General features: G+C 43.6%; 21 protein-coding genes. 2 read left to right on the forward strand and 19 right to left on the reverse strand.

What is annotated here, in order from left to right:
• Positions 1 to 109: 109 nt before the first annotated feature.
• The 10 genes from BLS64_RS08465 to BLS64_RS15200 all read right to left on the reverse strand — a co-directional run bounded on the left by BLS64_RS08465 (position 110) and on the right by BLS64_RS15200 (position 12,638).
• Positions 110 to 3,358: an efflux RND transporter permease subunit gene (locus BLS64_RS08465; protein ID WP_093113280.1), complete on the reverse strand. Its 3,249-nt coding sequence runs from the start codon at positions 3,356 to 3,358 to the stop codon at positions 110 to 112.
• Positions 3,359 to 3,470: 112 nt separating this feature from the next.
• The gene (locus BLS64_RS08470) at positions 3,471 to 4,556 is read right to left on the reverse strand and encodes an efflux RND transporter periplasmic adaptor subunit (RefSeq protein WP_093113088.1); all 1,086 of its coding nucleotides are present in this window, start codon (positions 4,554 to 4,556) and stop codon (positions 3,471 to 3,473) included.
• A 230-nt stretch (positions 4,557 to 4,786) separates the two neighbouring features.
• Complete coding sequence (locus tag BLS64_RS08475; protein WP_093113089.1) at positions 4,787 to 6,106, reverse strand: TolC family protein; 1,320 nt, start codon at positions 6,104 to 6,106, stop codon at positions 4,787 to 4,789.
• A gap of 562 nt (positions 6,107 to 6,668) precedes the next feature.
• Entirely contained in the window at positions 6,669 to 7,067 is a 399-nt protein-coding gene (locus tag BLS64_RS08480) for a VOC family protein (RefSeq protein ID WP_093113090.1), read from the reverse strand.
• Positions 7,068 to 7,093: 26 nt separating this feature from the next.
• A complete protein-coding gene (locus tag BLS64_RS08485) occupies positions 7,094 to 7,792 on the reverse strand; it encodes a cyclase family protein (RefSeq protein ID WP_093113091.1) in 699 nt (232 codons plus the stop codon).
• A gap of 307 nt (positions 7,793 to 8,099) precedes the next feature.
• On the reverse strand, positions 8,100 to 9,938 hold the full coding sequence (locus BLS64_RS08490; RefSeq protein ID WP_093113092.1) for an AAA family ATPase: 1,839 nt from the start codon (positions 9,936 to 9,938) through the stop codon (positions 8,100 to 8,102).
• Between the two features lie 74 nt (positions 9,939 to 10,012).
• Positions 10,013 to 10,411: a DUF2255 family protein gene (locus BLS64_RS08495; RefSeq protein ID WP_093113093.1), complete on the reverse strand. Its 399-nt coding sequence runs from the start codon at positions 10,409 to 10,411 to the stop codon at positions 10,013 to 10,015.
• 374 nt (positions 10,412 to 10,785) lie between these two features.
• A complete protein-coding gene (locus tag BLS64_RS08505) occupies positions 10,786 to 11,538 on the reverse strand; it encodes a DUF6090 family protein (protein WP_093113095.1) in 753 nt (250 codons plus the stop codon).
• A 42-nt stretch (positions 11,539 to 11,580) separates the two neighbouring features.
• Complete coding sequence (locus BLS64_RS08510) at positions 11,581 to 12,471, reverse strand: hypothetical protein (RefSeq protein WP_093113096.1); 891 nt, start codon at positions 12,469 to 12,471, stop codon at positions 11,581 to 11,583.
• A 2-nt stretch (positions 12,472 to 12,473) separates the two neighbouring features.
• On the reverse strand, positions 12,474 to 12,638 hold the full coding sequence (locus BLS64_RS15200; RefSeq protein ID WP_176763451.1) for a hypothetical protein: 165 nt from the start codon (positions 12,636 to 12,638) through the stop codon (positions 12,474 to 12,476).
• Positions 12,639 to 12,819: 181 nt separating this feature from the next.
• Between BLS64_RS15200 and BLS64_RS08515 the strand changes: the two genes are divergently transcribed.
• Positions 12,820 to 13,818 (forward strand): 2-hydroxyacid dehydrogenase, encoded by a 999-nt coding sequence (locus BLS64_RS08515; RefSeq protein ID WP_093113097.1) that lies wholly within the window; start codon positions 12,820 to 12,822, stop codon positions 13,816 to 13,818.
• Between the two features lie 12 nt (positions 13,819 to 13,830).
• Here BLS64_RS08515 and BLS64_RS08520 read toward each other — a convergent pair whose 3' ends face one another.
• From BLS64_RS08520 to BLS64_RS08545, 6 genes are all read right to left on the reverse strand, one after another.
• Complete coding sequence (locus tag BLS64_RS08520) at positions 13,831 to 14,529, reverse strand: hypothetical protein (RefSeq protein ID WP_093113098.1); 699 nt, start codon at positions 14,527 to 14,529, stop codon at positions 13,831 to 13,833.
• Positions 14,530 to 14,687: 158 nt separating this feature from the next.
• Positions 14,688 to 16,157 (reverse strand): serine hydrolase domain-containing protein, encoded by a 1,470-nt coding sequence (locus BLS64_RS08525; RefSeq protein ID WP_093113099.1) that lies wholly within the window; start codon positions 16,155 to 16,157, stop codon positions 14,688 to 14,690.
• A gap of 273 nt (positions 16,158 to 16,430) precedes the next feature.
• Entirely contained in the window at positions 16,431 to 17,783 is a 1,353-nt protein-coding gene (locus BLS64_RS08530; protein WP_093113100.1) for a serine hydrolase domain-containing protein, read from the reverse strand.
• 58 nt (positions 17,784 to 17,841) lie between these two features.
• Positions 17,842 to 19,308: an SLC13 family permease gene (locus tag BLS64_RS08535; RefSeq protein WP_093113101.1), complete on the reverse strand. Its 1,467-nt coding sequence runs from the start codon at positions 19,306 to 19,308 to the stop codon at positions 17,842 to 17,844.
• Positions 19,309 to 19,364: 56 nt separating this feature from the next.
• The gene (locus BLS64_RS08540) at positions 19,365 to 20,120 is read right to left on the reverse strand and encodes a M15 family metallopeptidase (RefSeq protein ID WP_093113102.1); all 756 of its coding nucleotides are present in this window, start codon (positions 20,118 to 20,120) and stop codon (positions 19,365 to 19,367) included.
• A 206-nt stretch (positions 20,121 to 20,326) separates the two neighbouring features.
• Positions 20,327 to 20,776 (reverse strand): hypothetical protein, encoded by a 450-nt coding sequence (locus BLS64_RS08545; protein WP_143019291.1) that lies wholly within the window; start codon positions 20,774 to 20,776, stop codon positions 20,327 to 20,329.
• Between the two features lie 143 nt (positions 20,777 to 20,919).
• On the opposite strand from BLS64_RS08545, the gene BLS64_RS08550 reads away from it, so the two are divergent.
• Complete coding sequence (locus BLS64_RS08550; RefSeq protein WP_093113104.1) at positions 20,920 to 21,303, forward strand: DUF4383 domain-containing protein; 384 nt, start codon at positions 20,920 to 20,922, stop codon at positions 21,301 to 21,303.
• A gap of 6 nt (positions 21,304 to 21,309) precedes the next feature.
• Here the strand turns inward: BLS64_RS08550 and BLS64_RS08555 are convergent, their stop codons facing one another.
• The 3 genes from BLS64_RS08555 to BLS64_RS08565 form a co-directional block, all read right to left on the reverse strand.
• Complete coding sequence (locus BLS64_RS08555; protein ID WP_093113105.1) at positions 21,310 to 22,236, reverse strand: DUF3471 domain-containing protein; 927 nt, start codon at positions 22,234 to 22,236, stop codon at positions 21,310 to 21,312.
• A gap of 148 nt (positions 22,237 to 22,384) precedes the next feature.
• Complete coding sequence (locus BLS64_RS08560) at positions 22,385 to 23,860, reverse strand: serine hydrolase (RefSeq protein WP_093113106.1); 1,476 nt, start codon at positions 23,858 to 23,860, stop codon at positions 22,385 to 22,387.
• A 98-nt stretch (positions 23,861 to 23,958) separates the two neighbouring features.
• Positions 23,959 to 24,495, reverse strand: a complete 537-nt coding sequence (locus BLS64_RS08565) for a helix-turn-helix domain-containing protein (protein WP_176763452.1) — start codon at positions 24,493 to 24,495, stop codon at positions 23,959 to 23,961.
• Between the last annotated feature and the right edge of the window lie 62 nt (positions 24,496 to 24,557).

Below are 24,557 nucleotides of genomic sequence, written 5' to 3' on the forward strand. Positions count from 1 at the left end.
TTCAGTTCTCGGTTCTATGTCCGCCGTAGCTTTAGCGAAGGTGGATCGGTTACCAGTTGTCGGTGTGGATTAAACGGACAACCCACAACCGACAACTCATAACTCATAACTAATTAACTTCCTCAGTTTCTCTTTCTGTCACTACTGTCTTTTCTTCCCTGTCAACATATTTCTTTTTCTCGATCATGTAGTATACCAGCGGTACCACCAGTAAAGTAAGGAAGGTAGATACTATGGTTCCTCCCATTAGCGAGATCGCCAGCCCCTGGAAAATAGGATCGAAAAGGATCACAAAGGCTCCTATCACCACTGTTCCGGCAGTAAGCAGAATAGGCGTGGTCCTTACGGCACCGGCTTCAATTACTGCCTGCTTTAGCGGAATTCCATCCTCCAGTCTCAGGTTGACGAAGTCGATGAGCAGCACCGAGTTCCGCACCATGATCCCCGCCAGGGCGATCATTCCAATGAACGAGGTGGCGGTAAAGAAGGCTCCCAGTAGCCAGTGGCCAAGAACGATCCCTACCAGAGATAGCGGTATGGCCACCATCATCACGATTGGAGCTTTAAAGTTCTGGAACCATCCCACGATGAGGATATAAATGATCACGATCACACCAAGGAAAGCGATTCCCAGATCCCTGAACACTTCCAGGGTGATCTGCCATTCTCCGTCCCATTTCACGGTGTAGTTATCTTCATACTCCGGCTGCCCCATGTACAGGTCACTGATCTCGTAACCCGCAGGCAGTTCGATCTCTTGCAGTTTTTCTTCCATGCCCAGGATAGCGTACACCGGACTTTCCAGTTCCCCGGCCATATCGGCAAGTACATAAACCACCCTCTTCTGGTTCTTGCGGTATATGCTCTTGTCCCTTGTCACCTCTTTAGGCTGTACCAGGTCGCTCACCGGGATCATTTGCCCGTTCTGCGAGGCGATCTGTATCTGCATGATATCCTGAACGGTAGATTTATCTTCTTCGTCAAGAGCCAGCACGATCCCCACTCGCTGAGTGGCTTCTTCGTCATATAACTGGGTGATGGCTCTCTCTCCAAGAGCAGAGTTCAGGGTGTAAACGATCTGCTGGGGAGCGATACCGTTCAGCATGGCCTTTTCCTTGTCGATCTCGAATTCGTATTCGGTTTGATCGGCCTCGACCATCCAATCTATATCCACCACGTCTTCAGTATTGTGAAGAATGGTCTGGATACTGTCGGCTAAAGCTATCTGCGTCTCGTAATCGGGCCCGTAAACTTCAGCCACAATGGTCGACAATACCGGAGGCCCCGGCGGAACTTCCACCAACTTGATGTTGGCTCCGTATTTATCTCCTATCGCCTGAATGTCGGGACGTAATAGTTTCGCAATATCATGGCTCTGCAGGTCTCTGTCGCCTTTTGGCAGCAGGTTCACCTGTATGTCGGCAGTGTTGCTCGCTCCTCTAAGGTCGTAGTGACGCACGAGTCCGTTAAAGGTGATAGGGGCAGAGGTGCCGATGTACGTTTGATAGTTCACCACCTGCGGACTGTTGCTGAGGTATTGTCCTATTTCTTTGGTCACTACAGCTGTTCGCTCTAAAGTAGTTCCTTCGGGCATGTCTATCACCACCTGGAACTCGTTCTTGTTATCGAACGGCAGCATTTTTACGGCTACATCCTTTGTAAAGAACAAAGCCACAGATCCAAGCAGCAGGAATGCTGTAATTCCTAAGAAGGCCCAGCGAATCTTGCTGTTATCAATAAGCGGTTCTTCAAACCTCCTGTAGATGCGGTAGATCATTGAGTCTTCAATGCTCTTTTCGGCCTCTTTTACAGGCTTTCCTTTTTTCGCTTTTTCACGCAGGAAGATAAATCCGAGGTACGGCGTAATGGTAAGCGCCACGAATAGGGACAGGATCATCGCGATGGAAGCTCCAATCGGCATCGGACTCATATATGGTCCCATTAATCCGCTCACAAATGCCATAGGCAGTACAGAAGCGATCACCGTAAAGGTTGCCAGAATGGTCGGGTTACCTACTTCATTGATGGCATACAATGCGGCCTGTTTGAACGGCAAACGTTTCATCTTGAAGTGGCGGTGCATGTTCTCGGCAATGATGATCGAGTCATCTACCACGATACCTGTAACGAATACCAGGGCGAACAAGGTGATCCTGTTCAATGTATAATCCAGCATGTAATAGCTCAGCAGGGTAAGGGCGAAGGTGATAGGTACCGAAAGGAACACTACCAGTCCGCCGCGCCATCCCATGGCCAGCATCACAACCAAAGTAACCGCTATAATTGCGCCGATAAGGTGCAGCAATAATTCACCAACTTTGTGAGAAGCGGTCTCCCCGTAGTTTCGGGTCACTTCTACGTGCACGTCCTCAGGAATAAGGTTGCTCTCCAGGTGATCTACTTTTTCAAGGATCACATCGGCGATCTTCATCGCGTCGGCACCCTTTCTCTTGGCTACAGATAAAGTAACGGCAGGGTATTCCCCGGGGAACTTTTCCGAAGTATTTACGGCCTGTCCATAACCAAAGGCAACGTATTCTTTTGGGACTTCGGGTCCGTCCTGTACGGTGGCGATCTGCTTCAGGTACACGGGCTGATTGTTATTTACCCCCACGATGAGGTTCTCAACATCTGCGGCCGATTCCAGGAAACTTCCTGTACTTACCAGTATTTCAGAATCGTTCCTGTCAAAACTTCCCGATGAAAGCTGCTGGTTGTTGGCCTGTATCTTTTGTGAGACCCCAAGCAGATCAACTCCGCTTGCGGCCATTTTATCCTTGTCAAGCACCACGCGCAGCTGCCTGTTGCGGCCCCCTATCACGTTCACGATAGAAACATCTTCTACCTTTTCGATCTCGTGCCTAAGCTCGTTGGCCATCTGGCGCAGCTGGTAATCGTTGTAATTCTCGCTCCACAAGGTCAACCCAAGTACCGGAACGTCGTCTATGGCCCGGGTCTTCACCAGGGGCTGGGTAACATTCGGCGGCATCTGGTCCATGTGCTTCATGAGCTCGTTGTAGAGCTTCACATAAGAACGCTCGATGTCTTCACCCACATAGAACTGCACGATCAACATTCCCTGTTCTTTCATCGAGGTAGAATAGACGTATTCCACCCCTTTGATATTGGAGACCATTTTCTCCAGTGGTTTTATAATGCGAGATTCCACTTCGCTGGGGCTGGCCCCGGGGTATCCCACAAAAATATCGGCCATAGGCACATCAATTTGCGGCTCCTCCTCGCGGGGGATCAAGAACGACGCGTACACCCCAATGATCATGAACACGATCATGAGCAGCACCGTAAGTTTCGAATTGATAAAGCCTTTGGCGATCTTGCCTGCTAATCCTTCTTTCATATTTTTATATTTCTTTGAGTTTATCCACCTTGGCATTTGTGCAGGTGGGCGTGACCCTACGGGTCGGGCTTTCAGCGCTACACGGTAGCTGCCTCAATCCCTCACGCGAATTCTACTCCTTAACACTAACTTTTGCTCCGTTGAACAATTTTCCGTCTGCCGAAACTATGTAGGCTTCCTCAGGGTTGAGTCCGCTAAGCACTTCTACCTGGTCGCCATAAGTTCTTCCAAGACGCAGCCATCTCAGCATGGCGGTATTCTGGGAACTTACGGTGTAGACTCCTTGCAGGTCTCCGCGGGTAATAATGGCATCCTGAGGGATCATTACCGCCTGCGAAGCGGTTTCCTCTTTCTTTTCGATTGGGAAACGCACGGTAGCGTACATGCCCGAAAGCAGTTTCGCCTCGGTATCCTCCAAAGCTATTTTGACCATGTACTGTCCGCCGGTATTCCTGGCCGAGGTACTTACTTCGGAAACGGTTCCCGGAATGGTCTGGTCAATGGATTTTACATTGACGTCTACCTTTGTTCCGGTTTCGATCCTGGAGATCTCAGATTCCGGAACTCTGGCCATCACCTCGAATTTTCCGGGAGATTCTATGGCTAATAGCGGTTGCCCGGGATTGGCCATGGTGCCTTCTTCGGCAAACTTGTTCGTGATCACCCCGCTAAAAGGCGCACGGATGTTCACGTAAGCGAACTGCGAGTTCACCTCGTTCTTCATTTGTTTTGCCGCTTCCAGCCTGGCTTTCGCCATTTCAAAGCGGGCAGTCTGGTCGTCCATTTCCTTTTGGGAAGCCGACTCTTTCTCATACAATGCCTTAAAACGTTCGTAATCTTTCTTCGCGTTGTTATAGGCTGCTTCGGCTTCGGTGATGCCAGCGTTCACCTGGGCACGTTTGGCCTGCAGGTCGCTGTTGTTGATGGAGACCAATAATTCTCCTTTGTTCACTTTGTCACCCACTTTTACGTGAATGTCTTCAATGAACCCCATCATGCGGGTGCTCAAATTGGCGCTGTTTACCGCTTCTATCTTCCCGCTGGCGGTAAGAAATCGCTCCCCGGCACCCGATGGAGTCTCCACCCTCACCGGCACTACGGGACCTTCATTGATCGCCTCTTTTTTCTCGTCGCTGCCACAGCTGGTAGCAAACAATCCAAGGGTAGCTAAGGCTAAAGTGTATATCGTTTTTTTCATCTCTATTTTGTTCAAGGTTTAATGTTCAATGTTTAAGGTCTATTTTCGGTTGTCGGTTACGAAGCACTTCGATCCTTCGCTAAACTCAGGACAGGCTTTCCTCCTGCTTCGCAGTCGGGCTCAGTGTGACATTTGTGGAGTTTGGCCCTCCTTCGCTTTTCAAGCTTCGGCGGGTAAAAATTTGGTGCTTGGTGCTTTTCAATCCACTGTCCACTGTCCTCTGCCCACTTTTATTTATTACTACTCTCAGTTAAGAACTCTAAATATGCTACCGCATAATTATACTCATACACCGTCTGGAAATACTCCAACTGTTTTTCAGAATATTGGGTTTCTGCCCCTAACAGGTCGGTTGTCTTTTCAAGTCCCTGCTCATAACGGTTGTTGCGAATGCGCAAGGCTTCTTTTGACTGTTCCATGGCCAGTTGCGTAAGGTGCAGTTTGTTCTCTGCGTCCTGCAGGTCTCGCACCGCCTTGTTGAGTTCCAGCTGACTCTTCTGTACATGCTGTTCGTATTCCAGCTGCGCCTGCTTAAATTCAGCTTTAGACTGCTGCGCCTTTCCGAAGCGTTTGCTTCCGTCGAAAAGGTCCCAGGTCAGGGCTACTCCCGCCATATATCCGGTAGCGTCTCCCTGGAAGAGTTCATCGTCGTACAGCTCATAACTTCCGAAGGCATTAAGCCTGGGCAAAAAGGCCATTTTATCGGCTGTATACATTTTTCGACGGGCCTGGGCGGCCAGTTCCATAGCCTGTATGTCTGCTCGATCTTCAGAAAGGGCAGGGGCGGTCACCGGGTTCATCTGCACCTGCAGCGAATCTTTGGGCACCAGCACCACATCTATGGAATCTCCCATAAGGAACATGAGGTAATCGCTCGCGTTCTTCACGTTGCTCCTGGCGTACTGCAGCTGATTGTTAACCTCGGTCACCCGAACCTCCACGGCCAACACATCAGATTTCTGCAGGTATCCCTGGTCGAAGTTGTTCTCTGCCAGGCGCAGGTTGGCTTCGGCTGTTTCAAGAGCCTGTTCCAGTACTTTCACCGCCTTGTGCGCCAATTGCAGCTGCATATAGGCTTTTTCCGTTTCCAGCTTCATGTGATCGCCGGTGCGTGCGCTTTTTAACTCGGTAGCCTGCATCTTGTTCTTTGCAGCCCTGCGCTGGTAAATGCCATCAAAGTTGATCAAAGGTTGTTGTACCTCTACTTTGGTGGCGAAGTTGTCGATTCGGTCTGGATCATTGAGCCGGGCCGGATCGAAATCGCTTTGGGTAACGATCTCCTGGTTCAGCTTGGAACCAAAGGCCATCAACGGATTATTGGTGGTCATCCCGGTATGGGAGACACTGATGTTCGGTAAAAAGACCGCGTTGGTCTGCCGGTACTGTGCCCGGGCGGCCAGGAACTCCTGCTGAGAGATCCTCAACTGGCTGTTATTCTCCTGCACCCGTTCCAGGACTTCCCTTTTTCCAATAGAAACGGTTTCCTGGGCTGAAAGTATCCAGCCGAAAAGCATTACCGGAAGTAGAAAAATAAGTTGCTGTTTCTTCATTTCTTAAATTTTATGGGACAAAATTACCCTAATAGAGGCCCTGGGTCAGTAACCATTGTTACCAACTGTTAAAACCGTTAATTTTGCGGGCAGATTATTGGGCAGGCCGGAAACAGCGATCCCGTCATAGATCGAAGAAACCGGCTATTAAAGTTCCTCACTTTTTGCCGGAAAAGGAATGACATATATCACCCTGGATGTTGGGAATGGGAATTGAAAAGAATGTATAGGGGAGGACCTGATTTGATCAAATAGTGCCTTCTTTAGAGAAAAAGTCAATGGTATGTTGATCGGCCAGGAGGGCTTTTAAATCAACCTGTATTATTAATCATAGTCAGAAAGTGCTACATTGGATTTTGCCATCCATCAAGGAAGTGTTGAAGTGCCCAATCCAGAAAAATGATCAATAAAATGATTAGTGCAGAAATTGCAATAAAGGAGAACACTTTGTTTTTCTTCAAATTCATAACAGGAGCTTTTTAGTTTTGCCAGAGATCACTTTTGCATATTCCTACTTTTTTCATCTGAGTTAGTATTCCCCTGCTTTTCATATTTAACTCAGTTACTGCAAATAAGTTTCCAATGGTATTCCGTTGGGATCACGAAAAAAGAACGAGTAATAAGTTTCTGAATATTCCGGATACTTTCTTGGTTCTCGAGTGATTTTCACGTTCAGGTTTTTTACTGCCTCGTAAGTTTTGTCAATTTCAGATTCGCTTTGAAGTTCGAAGGCTAAATGGTCCAGGCCAACATCACGCACAAATTCTTTGCTTTCCTTTTGTCGGTCAAATCTGATCCAGATATTATGTTCTCCTTGTTTATAGGATTTTAATTTACCAAAATCGCCCTCATCCACATGGTCAATTTCAAAACCTATAAGGGTTAACAGGTTATCATAGAAAAACTCAGATTCATTGAAATCTTTTACGTTTAAAAAAATATGTCCGATGATACCTTTCATACTAATTTATTGGAGAACGGTTTCGCTTACTTGTTTTCGAAAACAGCAACAGCTCTAACTGGAGAGCCAGTTCCCCCACGAATTTTAAGAGGCAAACCTATAAATCTGAATCTTCCTCTTCCTATTAATTTGTGAAGATTTATCATATTTTCATAATGAGTGAAGTTCATTTCTCCACATATATGATGGACTTCTCTATTTGATATACCTGAAACACCAGGGGACATCGTTTCTACACCAAATGCAGATACTTTTCTTTCTCCTAACCATCTTGCACTCGAAATTGATATCCCTGGTCCATTTCCCCAATTTTCAGTATTAAAATATCTTCGATAGTGATCTGTGTAAAGTAAAACAGTATCACCTTCATTAATTTCTAAATTTGCTTTCGAACAAGCTTTCTCGATTTCTTCAGGTTCGATTAGTTCTTTTAGATTTTTATGTGAAAAATCAAGACATATACCATCCGTATAAAACATTGATAAAGGCATCCTATCAATTGATTTTCCTTTATGTTGAATTTCCATATGATTAATGGCATCAACATGAGTTCCTGTATGTTCACCTAATTCTAATTTATGTACTGCAGGAGTAATTGTTGCCGGATTTTTAATTCCATTCCATTTTTCATGAGAATTATGAATTGTGATTTTAACTTGAGGAAGATCTTTGAATACGGGCATCCCTTCATATATTTCCTGGCTTAAATCGATAATTTCGTTCATATGTGAATTTTTCAATTGTAGGCGACGGTCTCGGTTATCGCCAGTTGGCAGAGTACGGGACAAAAAAAGCCAGTTCCCTTTTGTTATTTCTGAACTTTTTCAATTGGTGGCTTCCCCAGTAAACCAGCTTTTAAATTGCTCGCAATAAAAGGTTTTAAATTTTTTCATTTTGCAACGTCTCGGTTATTGCCAGTGGGCGGAGTAGGGACGTGGTCCCGACGCTTCGGGAGACGGTTTAACTTTTTTCTTTCCTGGTATCTAAAACTAAGCTTTTTCGGTCATACCTGTTATTTGCGATGAGCCGTTGTTAGGCGGCGTTGATTTCTTCTATTTTTTCGTGAACCAATTTGAAACTGTCAAAGTTGAAATTTGAAACAAATTCTGGATTATCTTCCACTAAATCTGCAAATCTTGATTTTGAATGAATCCATTCTAAATCTCCGATATTTTCACACCAAATTTTTTTGTCAAAATCATCTTCTGGTTCATTTATAGGAGATATAGGTTTTCTATTGCTATTGAAATTTAACTCATTACTGAAGTAAAGACATTTCCCGTTATGCGGTTTCTTTAAGTCTTTGTCTGGATAATAGAATTCGATCGATACATTCGTATAACCCTCTCTATGTTCTGGAATAGGCAGGCAAAAAGCATAAACATTATTCCCATATTCCAGGGTTGTATTACCATTTTTTTCAATTTTAGAAACCGTTTTAGGAACATCTCTATCAAATATTCCAATTATTTTTCTTGTCCTTGGAAGCTTCGATAGCTGTTCTAACATTGCTAATAACTTAGAATCGGACTCTGCATTAAAATATTCTACCTCAAAATCAAACGATCCTAATATTTCTGCAGATTTCCGAATATGCTGTATGTCTGTTTTTCCTTCTGTAATTATTAAGGTTTTATTATTATTGTTAATTGAACTTTCTAGATTTTGATAAAGGTTTTTAAACCTTTTGTTTTCATTTATCATCATTTCATAAACTTCCTCATACATTTTATTTTCTGATGGATCTTTGGTAATTCCGAAATTATCTAAATCGATTATTTTTGATCTATTTTCGAGTTTTTCGGCAAGCCCCATACTTAAAAAGGGAGAATGAGAACTTAGAATAAATTGAATATTTGGAAATAATCTTAATAACTCTGGAAGTACTTCCTTTTGTAAACTAATATGTAAATGCTTATCAATTTCATCGATTAGAACGATTCCGTGAATATGACTGAGAATTGTATTGCTTATATTGTTATCAGCTTGCCTTAAAATTTCTCCAAAAATACATAGCAAAGAGCTTTCACCTGATGACAAATTAAAAATGTTTGGATATACTTGTTTTCCTTGATTTTCAACAATTTGAATTCTTGTATTACCATAACCCCTTGGTCCAACGCCAAATCGGCAGTTTTGCAAACCTTTGGATTTTAATGTTTGAGAAATGATATTGTTCAGGTTATTAAATATTAGTAAATCTGGCAGTTGCTGATTCATCCTCATATCTAAGACTATATCCATAATCCAATTAGCCAGTTCTGGTAAACCTGTTATAACCTCTAATGGATTGTTTAGATATCCAGCAAATCCTGAACTTTTTTTGAATTCCAACTTTACTTCATAAGGTTGATTTAAATAGCCAGGATTTTCATATCTATACGAGGGATAAAAGGTTAAAACATTATTATTGAAAATTTTTAAAGCAGAATCTTTATTAAGTTCTTTTGAAACTTTTTTTACGTTGGTGGCATTTACGAGTACACCATTTATTTCGTTGTATGGTATTTTATCATCGAGCTGGACGTGTCTATCATAGTCTGCAGAACTCATTTGATTTCTTACATCGATATAGTCGATTTTTCCTTCTGGAGTGATAAACCTAAAATAGACAAGGGAAAAATTATTAAAGTTTAGATTATAAATATTTGATGAGACCCTATAATATTTATTTTGATTTTCTTCAAATTCATTCTGAAAATGAGGTTTTGCCATTTCATAAAAGGCATCTGTAATATGAGATAGTATTGTTGTTTTACCACTTCCATTTACAGCCATTAATACATTTATGTCATTTTCATATAAGTTTAAATCAAGGTTTTCAAATGGAGCTCTATTAACAAATATTATTTTCTCTAAATATATCTTCATTAAAATTATAGTTTATGTGATCAATGACAATATCTTTTTGTTATCTACTTATAGTACAGGATAGTAAAAGGTCTTTATACTGTGTTATCAGGATCGGGAAAAAACTCCATGGTATAATCGAAATATTCCGGCTTGGAGATCCCTTCGGCATAAGGCAGGTTCTGGGGCTGGTTGTACTTCTTCAGATAAGCCTCACTGATCCTTGGGTTCACAGGATCTTCCGCAGCGATCTTTTTGCCTTTTACTTTCATAATGGTATCGCCGTATTTGATCTCGCCAACGCCCGTCCGCAGGAATTCAGTGAACCAGCTTCTTTCACTTTTGTTCCAGCTTCTCGCGAAGACGCGGCCATCTACTTCCACCATCCAGATCTTTAGAAAAGTGGGGCGGGTAGTGCCTCCTTTGACCTCCATTAAAGTATGCTCCTTCATATAGGTGTAGAGATCTGCGGGAAACTTTTCGTTTGTGTTCATTGTTCACTAATGGGTTAGCCTGGAGTTGTATTTTTCTTTACTTGTTTGAACAGCTACAGGGTTCTTCTTTGATGTAGTAGTTGTTGTTTCTAGCTCGACCGAGGTCGCACATTTTTCCTGAGGCTCGGGTAAGCATGAATCTGTTTCCCCACGAGATATAAGAAAGCTGATCAACAGGATAAATACCTTGTCCATATAAAAATTTAGGGTTCTTAAAATCGTAGGGTAAAAGCATAATCTCTTATGCATTGGTAAATTTATTAAATTTTTGTTAATAAAAAATACGGAATACCATAAAGGCTGTAAAGCAAAGAGGATGAGTATGAAATCAAGGTTATCGGATACGGATCAGGCTACCGAGATCTTCGGGAAATCTATAAGTTCTTCGAAAAAAGCTTTAACTGTTCTAGTACATCTTTTGTTTTTTTTTCGATAATTCTTGTAGATGTAAGATAAAGTTGTACAGTTATAAATTTTGTAGTGATAAGTCCGTTTATGTCCGAAATGAAGTCTGCTTCATCAATGTTATCCCACACCTTTTTAGCCATAGGAGAGGAAGCTGCCATACTTCCATGAAAACCTTGTGCAGGGAACTTTTTTACGACCATGTTAATACTAAGCTTATACTGCTCCAGATTTTGAACAGCATATTCAAAGTCGGCTCTTCGCCGTTTCTGAAGATTTGTAAGAGGAGCAATAATTTCTGGAGGAAAAAGATTTATGTCTCCTGAGGCTTCCAAAGCATCTATAGTAGTTGTGTTGTAATCAACTGCAGAAGCAATTCGGGGATTGAAGTCAGTGCGATAAATATTTATAAGCGTATCAACTGTAGCTTCAGATGAGGAAATCCTATTTTTTAATTGACTAAGTTTTATACTGTCTTGTTTTGCAAAACTGATCTTTGTTTCAAGGTCCTTTAGATCGCTTTGCAGATCTGAAATTATTAATTGTACATAAAGTTCTTTTCGGTTTTCTAATTTTCGGCGCTCATTCCAGTTATTAAGTTGCAGTGCAATTAAAATACCTGTGACAACTAAAATAATTTCTCCAATAGCATAGGAGAAATACCTCTTCAGCTTTTTCTTTTTTAATGCATTTTCTCTGATTTTCTTAAGGAAATTAATCATAAATCAATGTTGTTCTCTGGCATGACATACTTTATGGTGAAATTATTTTATCCGGTTTTTTATTCTTTTAAAATCTATGGTATCAGATTCCCATTCATATCTAAAACCTTTTATCTGCTTGTTTTCATTTTCCAGGAACTCGATCTCCCCTGTAGTAGTATATACCCGGTTCGGAGCTTTTATGTATAGTGGCACGGTATCCAAGTATTTTTGGGATACCAATTGAAGGCGATCATTGTTTTTAAGAATATGGAATTTCATTGGATATCCTAAAATTCCCTCTTCATTCTTTTCCAGATAGATCCCGGTAAACTGATCCAGTTTTTCCTGAGGATAGTGAAATTTATCATGAGGTATGAATTCATGCCTTTGGGGCTTATTGTCCAGGATATCGGTAATGATATTATAAACATCTATTGCGGCCCACCTGAATTCCCGCACTCTCTGTCTTAAAATGCCACCATAAGTGCCAAATGTTAAAGCTGCATTTTTATAATAGTCATCATTTAAAAAATATTCGATGATAGTATCGTTCATCTCACCATAACCCCACTGTAGAAACCAGGTGTAGTTTTGGGATAAATGATCGTGAAACCTATCGGTAATATGATTCATACGCTCATCAAATTTATCGATCTCATATTTGTCATTCACATAGATTTCATTCAATGGCCCTAAAAGATGTCTGTATTCCAAAGGAACGTCGGAAATATTCCTGCTGAAATTTAAATATCCGTTGGTGTAGATCTTCATGTGGTAGGGATCGGTTATTAATGTTCCTAATTCAAAAGAATGATCAATGTAGTCCTGGCGGGTCAATTCATCATTAATTACTTTCCAGATAATGGAATCTTTCCGGTAATAAAATTCAATAAGTTCTTCAGATTCCCAGATGTTCCTTTGGAGGTCGTTCTGGATCTCCTCAAGAATCACCCTTACTCTTTCTTCTTTTTTTCCTGCTGGTTGTAGTTGTTTATATAAAGTGCGATCAGGATTCCTGCCACTACTAATATTATTTCTCCAATAGCGTACTGCAGGTATCTCCCGATCTTATTATTCTTCAATAACCGTCTGCGGATGTGGTGAAAAAAACTGGGCATTTCTTAAAGAAAAAGTTACATGTCTTCTGAATGTAGGGAAGAAATTAATTCAGGTAATGAGCTGTATTGGTATAAGATACAAAAAAAATGGTTAAGAAATTACCTAATTCTGAAGAGATAAAGGGTAGAAGAAAATCATTTAATTCCGTAAATTTAATACACATAGTTCAGTGAAAGAAATATGAAAGTGGCAGTTTTCAGTTCAAAGTCCTATGACCGGGAATATCTTGAGCGGTTCAACAACGAGCGGCACGAACTGGTCTTTTTTGATGCTACCCTGAATTCCCATACTACGAGTCTATCTCTTGGATATGAAGCCGTGTGCGTCTTCGTCAACGATCATCTGGATCCCGAAACCATTAAGCAACTTCAGGAAAACGGGGTGAGGCTTATTGCCCTGAGGTGTGCCGGATTCAACAACGTGGACATTCCTTCCGCAGAAGAAAAGGAGATAAAGGTGGTAAGGGTGCCCGCCTATTCGCCGCACGCGGTGGCCGAACATGCCGTGGCGCTCATCCTTAGCCTTAGCCGGAAGATCCATAAGGCTTATAACCGCATTCGGGAAGGGAATTTCTCCCTTGAAAAACTGGTAGGTTTTAACCTTTTTGAAAAGACCGTTGGAGTAGTGGGTACCGGTCAGATAGGAGCCATCTTTTGCGAGATCATGCTGGGGTTTGGCTGCCGGGTTCTGGCATATGATCCCCGGGAGTCAGATGCCCTGAAACAGAAAGGGGTTGAATATTGCACTTTTGACGAACTGGTGCGGCAGGCTGACATCATTTCGCTGAATTGCCCGCTTACTCCCGAAACCTATCACCTCCTCGACAAGAATGTTTTTGACAAGATTAAGAAAGGCACCATGATCATCAATACCGGGAGGGGCGCGGTGATCAAAACTTCAGATGCCATCGATGCTTTAAGGTCCGGAAAGCTGGGCTACCTGGGAATGGATGTATATGAGCAGGAGGAAAACCTGTTTTTCAGAGATCTTTCAGAAAGCATCATCCCTGATGAGCAGATCCTGCAGCTCATTACCTTTCCCAATGTGCTCATCACCTCACACCAGGGATTTTTCACGCATGAAGCCCTGGAGGAGATCGCCGCGACTACTATAAAGAACCTGAGCGATTTTGAGGAAGGAAGAACTTTGGAAAATGAGGTGAGGATAAAAAAGAGCTAATTACCACCTTCTTTAAAGTTCTTTCTTAACGCCGATACTATCTATTTTTTCAATCTTTGGGTTACCTTCAGGATCTACATAGATCTTTACCCGGGGTTGATTGTTCCTATCCATGAGAAACAGCCCTACATCCCCGTTAAATGTGCGGCCAAGGAACATGCGCCGGGGAGCAAGATGTTCTTCGTTACTGTAAAATTCACGAAACTTTTGTGTCCTTATTGCAGTGTCTCCGATCTTTTCAATCGCTCTTATTTCTGAAACAATTTCGGGCAGAGGCTTTTCAGACCGCTCCTGAAGCAAAAGTCCATAACGTTTTTTCCATTCCCCTTCTATTTTTTGCTCCTCTTTTCTTAAGGTCATGATCTGGTCGTTCTTTCTTTGATCAAAGGTTAGCATTTGATAACTGTTTGTACTGTCTATTCCAAAGACCAAGCCACCTATTTCGTCACCTTCCTCGTTAAAGAAAAGCAGGCCAGGAACCGGTCTTTCCGTGGTCTCGGGATCAATAGTTTTTCCGTTAATGGTTCCCAACGCCTGAAGTTCCGGACTGCTGATAACGACATATTTATTGCCATTTTCTCCCACAACGTTCAGCCTGTTTACACTCAGCTCAGGAATGACATCCTGCGTTTGTTGTTCTTGCGAAAAGAAAATCAGGTAGGTCAGGATGCCCAGAAGGAATAACAGGTTAACAAGAGGTAATGTTTTCATTTGAAAAGAAGTTGAAGTTATTACCTACAGACGGCCGCGTTCTGAAAGTGTTACAGAGAATTCATCTAACCAACATCTGCTGCATTAAATATTTTATCAGTATCAGCGGCATTTGTGGAAAAAACAAAAAAAGTCTTTGTCAAACTTTGCTTCCTATTTTATTCTTCCTGCATCTTTTTCAACATCTTTTTTCCGTTTTCGTTCTCCGGATTCATTTGAATGGATTTCTCATAATTCGCAATGGCCTTTTCCTTCTGGCGATCTTCCATATAGGCTTCACCCAAACTATCATAAGTATTCCAGGAATCAGGAAATTCAGCTACATTGATCTTAAATACTTCAATGGCTTCTTTGGCCTTTCCGTTCTGCAGTAATTGGTAACCTAGCTGATTCATTTCTCCCTCATTAATCGCATAAGTATCATCATTCTTTAGTTTCTCATATTTAGCCAAACCGGCCTCAACCCCGTCTTGCGCAAAAACAGGAAATAGAGCCATAGCCAAGGACTTTTTCGGCATTTCAGCTTCTTCACCATGAAGAATATTATTTATTCCCATTGCCAGATCGCTGAGTTTGGCGCCTCCGGTATTGTTCAGGAGAACAATAAGATCGTCCTCTTTGGGGAAACGAACTATAAGCGTATTGAAGCCGTTGATGCCCCCACCATGGGCTACCATAGGAATGCTGTCCCCGGTATCGCCCACCGGCATTTTATTGATCATCCAGCCATAGCCGTATTGAGATTTGCCTGCAGGGATCTGGGAGGAGAACATGAGCTGTTTGGATTCTTCGGAAAGCACCTCGTTGGCATCTAAGGCCCGGTCCCATTTGTAAAGATCTTCTACAGTAGAATAAAGGGAGCCGGCAGCATAGGGGAGGGACATGTCCAGGTAAGCGGCATTCTTGTAACCATCACCGGTCCTTGCATAGCCTGAAGCCCTGTTTTTCAAAATGGTCTCATGCCTGTCGTAGCCGGTGTTATTCATGTTGAGCGGATCAAAGATCCTCTCCTTCAGGGCCTGTTCATAGGATTTTCCCGTCACCTCTTCAAGGATATGGCCCAGCAGGAAATAACCGGAATTGTTGTAGGCGAATTTCTCTCCCGGAGTAAATTGTAAGGTAGAGTCGGAAAATGTCTTTACAAATTCTTTTGGACTGGATGGATCCCGACTATGGTCCTGGAAAAAGTTGGGGAAGGAGGTGTAGCTGGGAATGCCCGAGCTGTGAGTGAGCAGGTGATGAATGGTCACTACATCGGCAGCAGGCCCTTCATAATTAGGAAGGTAAGTTGAAATGGGGTGATCCAGTTCCAGTTTTCCCTCTTCGACCAGCTGCAAAACCAGTGCTGCCGTAAATTGTTTTGTGATAGAGCCCAATCGGTGTTTGGTTTCGGGCGTATTTGGAATGTCGTATTCCATATTGGCCATGCCGTAGCCGTCTGAAAAGACGACCTCTCCGCCATCAGCCACCAGGACCGACCCGTTGAACTGATCGTATTCATGATACTTGCTCAACAGGTTATCAATTTCTTCGGCTTTGTTCTGGCCAAATAACACTGCAGTGCTTAGAAGAAGTATAAAACCTGCCAACAGGCTCTTGTTCTGAAGATCTTGAATCAATTTTTTCATTTTTATCAGGAATTAGTTAGTTATAAAAACTGTTGCTGGGGAGGGAATCCTAATTTAATGAATATTTTGAATTTCAGGAAGTTGTGGAGATAGGGATTAGTGTATTTTACACTTTACGCCCATGGCGAGGAAAGATGTTGTCTATGTGCGCTTAATTTTTTTGATCTCCGTGTCCTTCGTGTGAAACCTAATTAGAGATATGTCTCATGAAAAATTGATCTGCGAATAACAGCGAGATCTACGGGAAACATTAATTCAGCCTTTGCGAGAACTTTAATGAAGGCTTGTTTTTTCTTCTGAAACCAGTGAATACTCTGTTTCTGTACCGTTCCAGTGAAAGACATAGGTTTGATAAACTCCATTTTCAGCATCCTTGAACTCCAGGAAGATGTCCCAGTCGAGGGAGTAAAAAAGATCCTTTTTTACGGGTTTGATCTCGTACCGGGAACTATTGTTGCGGGAATAATAGATCTTGTTTTCAATCACCTGAAATTTCCACTGATCATTATCTTTTTGATAAGTCGCATTTAAGGGGAGCAACTCCTTATGGCTTAGCTGAAGAAATTCTTTTTTCTCCAGGGGTTTTGAATTAGCAATTAAACCGATTTTCTTTACCATGTTGGTAAGTGGCATGCTGTTGGAAAACGCGGTAACCAGGACTTCCGTCTCAGGAAAATACCATGCTTCGGCCGTATAACCCGGATAATAGCTTCCATGGTTCACCATCTGCAGTCCCTGAAGGTTGTCTACCTGCCAGCCCAGACCGTACTTTGTTTTAGTGGAATCGATAAGTGTGTAAGGAGTCAAAGCTTTTTCAAGAGTTTCAGGTTTTATTATCTTTCCCGAGAACAATCCGCTGTACCATTTCCGCAGATCGGCTGCAGTGGAGACAATATTTCCGGCTGCAAATGGCTGTTTGGGGTGAATGAATTCCGGGGCGTAAGCTTTTCCATTTATATCTTCGTAGCCTTCGGCCATATCTGCCACGACTTCACTTGAAGAATGGGCAAAACTGTCATTCATTCCAAGAGGCTCAAAAATTTCATTTTTTAAATATTCCTCGTAGGATTTTTTGCTTAGCTTTTTAATAATGAGCCCGAGGAGGTGATACCCTGAATTGTTGTAGGCGAACCTGCTGCCGGGGGTGAATTGCAAAGTGTCCTTTTGAATGTAATCAGCAAGCGCCTCCGGCTCCAGGTCCTGTTTGGAAACCTTGGGAAACCAGTCAGGTTTATTACCATAATCCATAAGGCCCGAAGTGTGGGTGAGCAGGTGCTCTAGTTTTATTTCTGAAGGGAAACCTGGGAGGTATTTTTGAAGAGGATCATTAAGCGATAATTTACCTTCTTCCATTAACTTAATAATAGCCACCGCGGTGAATTGCTTGGTAATGGATCCTATCCTGAACTTATGCTGTGGCTGTGCTTTTACCTGGAATTCACGGTTTGAATAGCCATAGGCATCTTCAAATACTACTTCTTCTGCTTTGGAAGCCGAAACTACCAGGCCTACATCCGGGTAAGAAGCGTGATGTTCCAGAACAAGCAGATCAATACGCTCTGTTAGCTTTTGTGCATATCCGGAAGAAAATAGGAAAAATATTATCAGGAAATAGAATATTCTCATAGAAAAATGATTTGCAGTGCAAATATATTAATATAAACTAATTCATTAGTTATTGCGATCAACCAAAGACAGCAGGGATCTCCTCGATCTTGAAGTTCCACAACCAGGGGAGTAAAAAATAGATGATCAGGCTTATTAACAGAATAGAAAAGGTGTTCATCCAAATGCCTGCCCTGGCCATATCGGGAATAGTAAGGTGGCCCGAGCCAAAGACTACAGCATTGGGTGGCGTGGCCACCGGCAGCATAAAGGCGCAGGAAGCAGCCAGGGTCGCGGCCACCAACAAGAAATAAGGATGAACACCCATAGCCAGGGCCATTGGCGCCAGGATAGGCAGCAACATGGCAGTTGTAGCCAGGTTCGAGGTCACTTCGGTAAGGAAGTTCACCGCGGCCACTACCACCAGTACCAGCAGGTAAAGCGGAAGGTCTTCCAGGGCTGTCAGTTGCTCCCCCAGCCATACGGCCAGCCCGGTCTCTCCGAAAGCTTTGGCGAGGGCCATGCCTCCTCCAAAAAGGATGATGATCCCCCATGGAACCCGTACTGTATCTTCCCAATGTAGGACTCGTTCGCCGTTCCCGGCAGGGAGTGCAAACAGAATGCTTCCTGCCGCAATGGCAATGATGGTATCGTCAATAAAGGGGACAATGGGCTGTAACAAAAATGACCGGGTGATCCAGGCAAAGGCGGTCAAAGAGAATACAGTCAGCACAACCTTTTCCTGAAAGCTCATTTTTCCCAGCCCGGCCAGAAGTGAGGCGATCTCAGCTTTTCCGGCAGGAAACTTTAGACTGGAAAGGTCAAAGGCAAAACGGGTAAGATACTTCCAGCAGATCAGCAGCAGGACTATCGACACCGGAATTCCCAGCTTGGCCCACTGCAAAAAGCTGATCTCAATTCCGTAGAGCTTTTGGACCACTCCTGCCAGCACCAGGTTGGGCGGAGTACCAATAAGAGTGGCGATACCACCTATAGAGGCGCTGTAGGCTATTGCCAGCATAAGCGCTTTCCCAAAGAAGGCATTCTCATTTTTAGCAGTAGCGGGATCATCCTGTAACTGACTAATAATAGCCGTTCCAATTGGCAGCATCATCACAGAAGTTGCTGTGTTGGAGATCCACATGGATAGAAAAGCCGTGGCTACCATAAATCCCAGAATGATGAATTTGACATCGGTCCCAATAAGGTTGATGATCGAGAGGGCGATGCGTTTGTGCAGGTTCCATTTCTCTATGGCGATCGCGATCAGAAATCCGCCGAGATACAAGAAAACATATTTGTCCCCGTAAGCCGAGGTGGTGCTGCCAATATCCAAAGCGCCCGTAAGCGGGAACAAAAGAATAGGCAGCAATGCAGTTACCGCTATGGGCACAGCCTCTGTTACCCACCACAGGGCCATCCAGAGGGTCACCGCCAAAACGGCCCAGGCCGATTCGTTCATACCTTCTGGGGCTTCTAAAAGCCATAATAAAAGGAACAGGAGAGGTCCTGCAAGTAGGATAAAAGTTTTGCTGCTGAATTTCATTGTGGGCAAGATAGGAAAATTAGAGTCTATTCTAAGCAGCAGGCTTGAAGGAGATCCTATTCTCCGGGTTCAGTAAAAACCGTCTGACGCTCTGTATTTCCGGTAATGGAAGCCGGTTCCTCCTGGGAAATACCGTTCACATAATCAGCTATCATTTCCTGTACCTCTGCCAGGTATGCTCCTTCAAAACCGGCAATATCTTCATAGCTCACCATTTCATTGTAAGCCTTCAGGTAATGCCGGGCCAGCGGCAGGTAGGACCAGTGCCATTTTTCCTCGTTATAACCGGTGCGCCCGGAATCTTTGGAGGTGTACACCTGGAAAAACCCAAAGCGGGCCGCATTTTGGACCAGCCATTCATATTCGGCTTTTCCCGAACCCTCTTCGAAATAGGAATTTTCAAGGTTGTTCAGGTCAATATCGGTGCCCCAGTGGTGCCGGGAGGTGGCGGGCATAGAACTGAACTCCAGTATTTTTTGGCTGCGGCAAAGCGGTTCCAGGTCTTCATTGGCCTTCCATTTCCTGTCCCAAATGGCCTTTTGATGTTCAAAACTACGTGCTCCCGATACGATCTGCAAGTGAATGCCATCGGCCTTTGCTGCTTTGAACATTCTTTCAAAAGCGGTATAGGTTTCCCGGTTGAGGTACATATTGCGGGAGGCATGTTTGGGATCTACTTTTACAAAATTGGACTCTGTGTATGCTGTTTTTCCCAGCAGAAATTCTTTGCTTATCCTTGCTTCGGAAGGATCTTGAGCAGCAAGCTTCAGGCTGAAAAAAAGGAATATCAGGTTAACATAAAAGTATTTCATGTGCGGCAGATTGGGGGTTACTGCATATTTCCCCCAGATCCTTGCTTCCGGAAGAATGGGGGAATTCCTTCCGAAGGGAATGTTAACAACAGTTAAATTTCATTTCTAAAATCTAAATAAAATGTGAAGATTCCAAATATTGGCTGAAGATCGTATTCAGGATAAATTCAATTACCTGTAGGTCAAAGTTTTATATAAAATAAATGCTATTGAGGTAAATTACCGCCTAAACTCATTAAGAGCAGCAGGAAGAACAGGGCGATAGCTACCGAGATAAGGGCGGGTTTGATCCAGCTTTTCTTTTCGTAGGTAACGTCCCTGCCAATGTATTTGTTCCAGAAGTACTCGTTGAGAATGGCAGCCCCTATTACGTTTGCAATAAAAGTGAGGTTAGGAGGCAGGTTGAATATTTGCAGAACGGCCGCCGTGGCAAACAGGTACGCTATGGCAAAAATGAGCACATAGATCCTTGCTTTTGGTCGGTCCACGGCCTTGAGGTTAGACATGAGCAGAACCGCCGCAAAGATAGGGGAGAACAGCAATGAGAAAATGATGATCAGGGTCTTTGAATATAAACTTGGCCTGTTGGCTTCATTTTGAAGTTCTGTTTCCTGCGGGGAATTAGGCTGGGAATCGTGCATAGGTATTCTGTTCAATGGGCCCCAAATTTACTCAAATTTCCGGGAAAAACTGTAGCACAGGTTTTAGTACCGTTTTAGCATTCTAAAATTAACAGCTACAGGTATTTTGTTTAATTTTAAACGGTCTGTTGAATCTGAGCTTTACCAACCCTACATAGATGAAAAGTCCTTTACGCACACTTGATTTTTACTGCATTATTATTGGTGCCCTCCTGTTGGTCCAGGGAATTTACAACCTGCTGGACCCTCCTTTCCTGGGCGTTTTCACTTCCAACCCTTTGCATGCTGTTATTCATGTCCTCCTGGGGATCACCGGAATCTGGACGGGTCTTAGAGGTGGCGCCCAGGTCTACGCATTATTTCTGGGCATCCTGCTGCTAACTTTGGGAATATCCTATTTTGTTGCCCCGCTCAATGAAGTGCTCGTAAACTTGTTCAATGTCAATGCGCCGGTAGCCTGGCTCAATATTATCATAGGTGGGGTAAGCCTGCTGGTGGTAGTTCTTGGAAAAAAACTGGCCAGCAGGTTCAGCGTGCAGTAGGAGATCTTATTGCTTTTTTGGGATCTCCTTCCCGCTTAGGAAGCCATCAAGCAATTCGGCGTAAGCCACCTTTCCCGTACTGTCTTTTTCAAACCTGATAGCCGCTTCTGTATTGTCCATGAAGAACTGGTTTTCTGACTGCGGCTTCAAATGCACCTTTTGAGGTCCCATGAAGAGGAAGAGACTGTCATTCTCGGTTACCACTTTAAGTTCTGCACCGGGCCCGAGAAGATAAGCTCCTGCATATTCTTCCAGAAGGGCAGAGGAGACTCTTGATTCCTTACGCGGAAGGGGTAGTTGATAAGGTTCTCGCTTCCAAAGCTGCTCAATGCTCTTAGCCATTTCCCCGGCTACCGGATTTCTGCGGTTGCTGAGAACTACCACGATAATTTCGCCATTCTTTCGCACCGCAAAGCTAAAGCCGCCATTTTCCAGGTAACCTTCCTTCTCAATATTTTTCTTCGGAATGCTTTCCAGCAGTTTTTGAAGATCTTTTGCGGTGGTCCAAAGCTGGGGTTGCTGATCTGAATTTACCGGCTCAACTTCAGGTCCGGCATAGCCAACGCTATGCACATAACCTGTTGCCGCTTTTGCGGGTGCTTGTTGCTGAAAAAAGGTGTTTTTTAGCTGCAGTTCGGCAATGAGAGCAGCTGTAGCTGCTTCTACTACAGCATCTGTGGAAGCGGAATTTCCTTCAGGTTTCAGCTTTTCCAGGGCAACTTCAGTAAAAAGTTCAGATAAAGAACCGGCAGCAAAAAGGGTTTCTTCAGTGAATATCATATTCGTTTTATGATCTGCCTTTCCAAAAAAGTTCTGGTAAACTATCTCACCTTCTTCAGCCACCAGGATGCTTCCGCTAAAGCGGCCTAACTGGTTGTACCGACTGCCGAGTGTGTCTACCTTCCGCAGATTAAAAGCTTCCGAAGATACCACGGTAGAAGAGGAACTTAAGGAAACATTTTTCTCTTTGCAGGAGAACAGGGTGAGGGTTGCAAGACCAATGCCTAGAAGAAAAGTTTTTCGCCTGTTGTAGTTTTTACCGGATTAAAACTACTGAAAAATGTTAAAAACCTCCTGATCTTTAATTTGATTTCCCTGTGATCTGCTTACCCAGCGACAAATATGCCTCAATGATCTTAAAAGAAAGTTTGTTGCCGTTATCTCCGTTGGTGAACATCACCACGCCTTCGCCGGTCTCGGGCAGCAGCATGATCAAAGTGAACACTCCTTTGTCGCCGCCGGTATGCAGAATGGCATATTCATTTCCTTTTAAGTTCGGAAGCAATTCCCAGCCTAGCCCCATTTTTATGCCGCTGTTCTCTGAAAGCTGATCGCTGGTCATCTCCTGAAAAAGTTCTTTCGACAGTCCGGCGCCGTTTAGGACGTATTCCGCAAACTTTCCGTAGTCCTCCATAGTGGTCAGCAGGTCATCGGCCGCACTGGCTGAGGTGTCTTTTACCACCTGATATTCATGGACTCCTTCGGAATTATGCCATTGGGCAAAGCGATCTTCTTCCACCGAATTCTTCCAGTAGAAATGGGTATCTTTCATTTCCAGCGGCTGAAAAAGCAGCGAGTCGGCCAGCACTTCCAAGGGTTTGCCAAATTTGCTCTCCAGCGCTTTCTGAAGGTATTCAAAACCTTCCCCTGAATAGTTGAAGCCGGTGCCGGGCTCAAAATCAAATGCCAGTTTTCCCGAATTATTTTCCCAGCGCCAGTTCTTGAAACCGCTTTGGTGGGAAAGGATGTGACGGGTGGTGAGCAGCCTGCTGTTGGGATCGTCCTTCACATCGGGATCTGTCCAATACCTTGAAACAGGCGTGTCAAGATCCCAATCCCCGTTATTTACCAACTTCAGGGTAAGCACGGAAACTATAGGCTTGGTCAGGGAAGCCACATTAAAAATAGCGTCTATCGGAGCCGGCACATTTTCTTCCAGTTCGCCGTAAATTTTCACCTCTTTCAGCTTGTAGTCCTTTAGCACCGCCAGCCCCAGTGCAGGAACCCTGTTTTCCCGCAGCCAGGTCTCTACGGTTGAACGATCCTCAAAAATGTTATTTTTATGAGCATCTTCAGGGCCGCGATGGTCATAGCTCAGCACCCGCTTCAGCAGCCATTTTTCTCCTTGCTTTAGCCACAAATGAGTGAATTTTGCAGTGCTGGTCAAATAGGGTTCTTTGCCTTCTTCCTTTGCGTAGAATTCATGAATCCCCGATTGTATGGCACCGTAGATCTTGCCGTTGCTCTTGAGAGGAAAGACCTCCAGGCTCTCCTTATCCAATTTTCGTATAGGTTTGTAATTGATAGAACAGATATTTTTCCTGGTAGTTTCAATAAAATCGGATTTGCCCAAAATGATACCGCCCTGATCGTGATAAAACTCCAGGTCTTCAGCCGTGATCTTTTTGAGCGCCTCCATATTGCATTTGTTGAAGCCTTCTTCAAAGAGCAGGCTGTCCATCTTCATGATCTTTTGGTGCAGATCTTTCTCTTGAGCTGAACCATTAACAACATGGAAGAGTAAAAAGAGACAGAAAAGAAGCCTTGAAAGTTTCATTTTTTAGATTTTTAATTTGTGTCTGCAATGATCTAAAAAAGGAAGCAAAAATGGCCTTTTTTATGGCCGCCAATGAGCCGCCAATGAGCCGACATGGCTCATAAAAAGCTGAAATTCAACCTAAAGTAAAGTCGATCGTGCTTTGCCAGTGCTACCGCGTTTCTAAGGATAATAAACAAATTCAGCAGACAAAAGATGAGCAAAAGCTGCAATGAAAGTTGTCGGCTCGCGCCAACCCATCTTACCCAAAACGGACTGATCCCCACCACCACGATCATGCTTACGGTCCAGAGGATCTGAATATTGACCAGCTGCTTCGCAATGGCATTTTGCTGTTTTTTAATTTTGATCAGCAGCAGCGGGAAGAAGATATTTCCGAAGGGGATAAAGAAAAGGAGCGAAGAGAGGTTGATCATTTGAAGCGCCTTCTTATCAAATGCTCGTGACCTCTTTTTAGTGCCTAAAAGTTCCTCCTCCGAAACGCTCAGGGCCTCTGCCAGGGTTTTTAAGGTAAAACCTTTTGGGGCCGTTCCGGCTTCTATGCGCTGTATGGTCCTGATCGAAATTCCCGATCTTTCCGCCAGCTCCTTTTGAGTAAGGTTTCTTTTTTCTCTAATTTCAACTAATCCTGACATTCTGTACATTTAAAGGTTCAATGTAAAGATTTTATACATAAAAAATAAAATCGATCTGGATT

The sequence above is a fragment of the Salinimicrobium catena genome (assembly GCF_900102915.1).
Lineage (GTDB): Bacteria > Bacteroidota > Bacteroidia > Flavobacteriales > Flavobacteriaceae > Salinimicrobium > Salinimicrobium catena.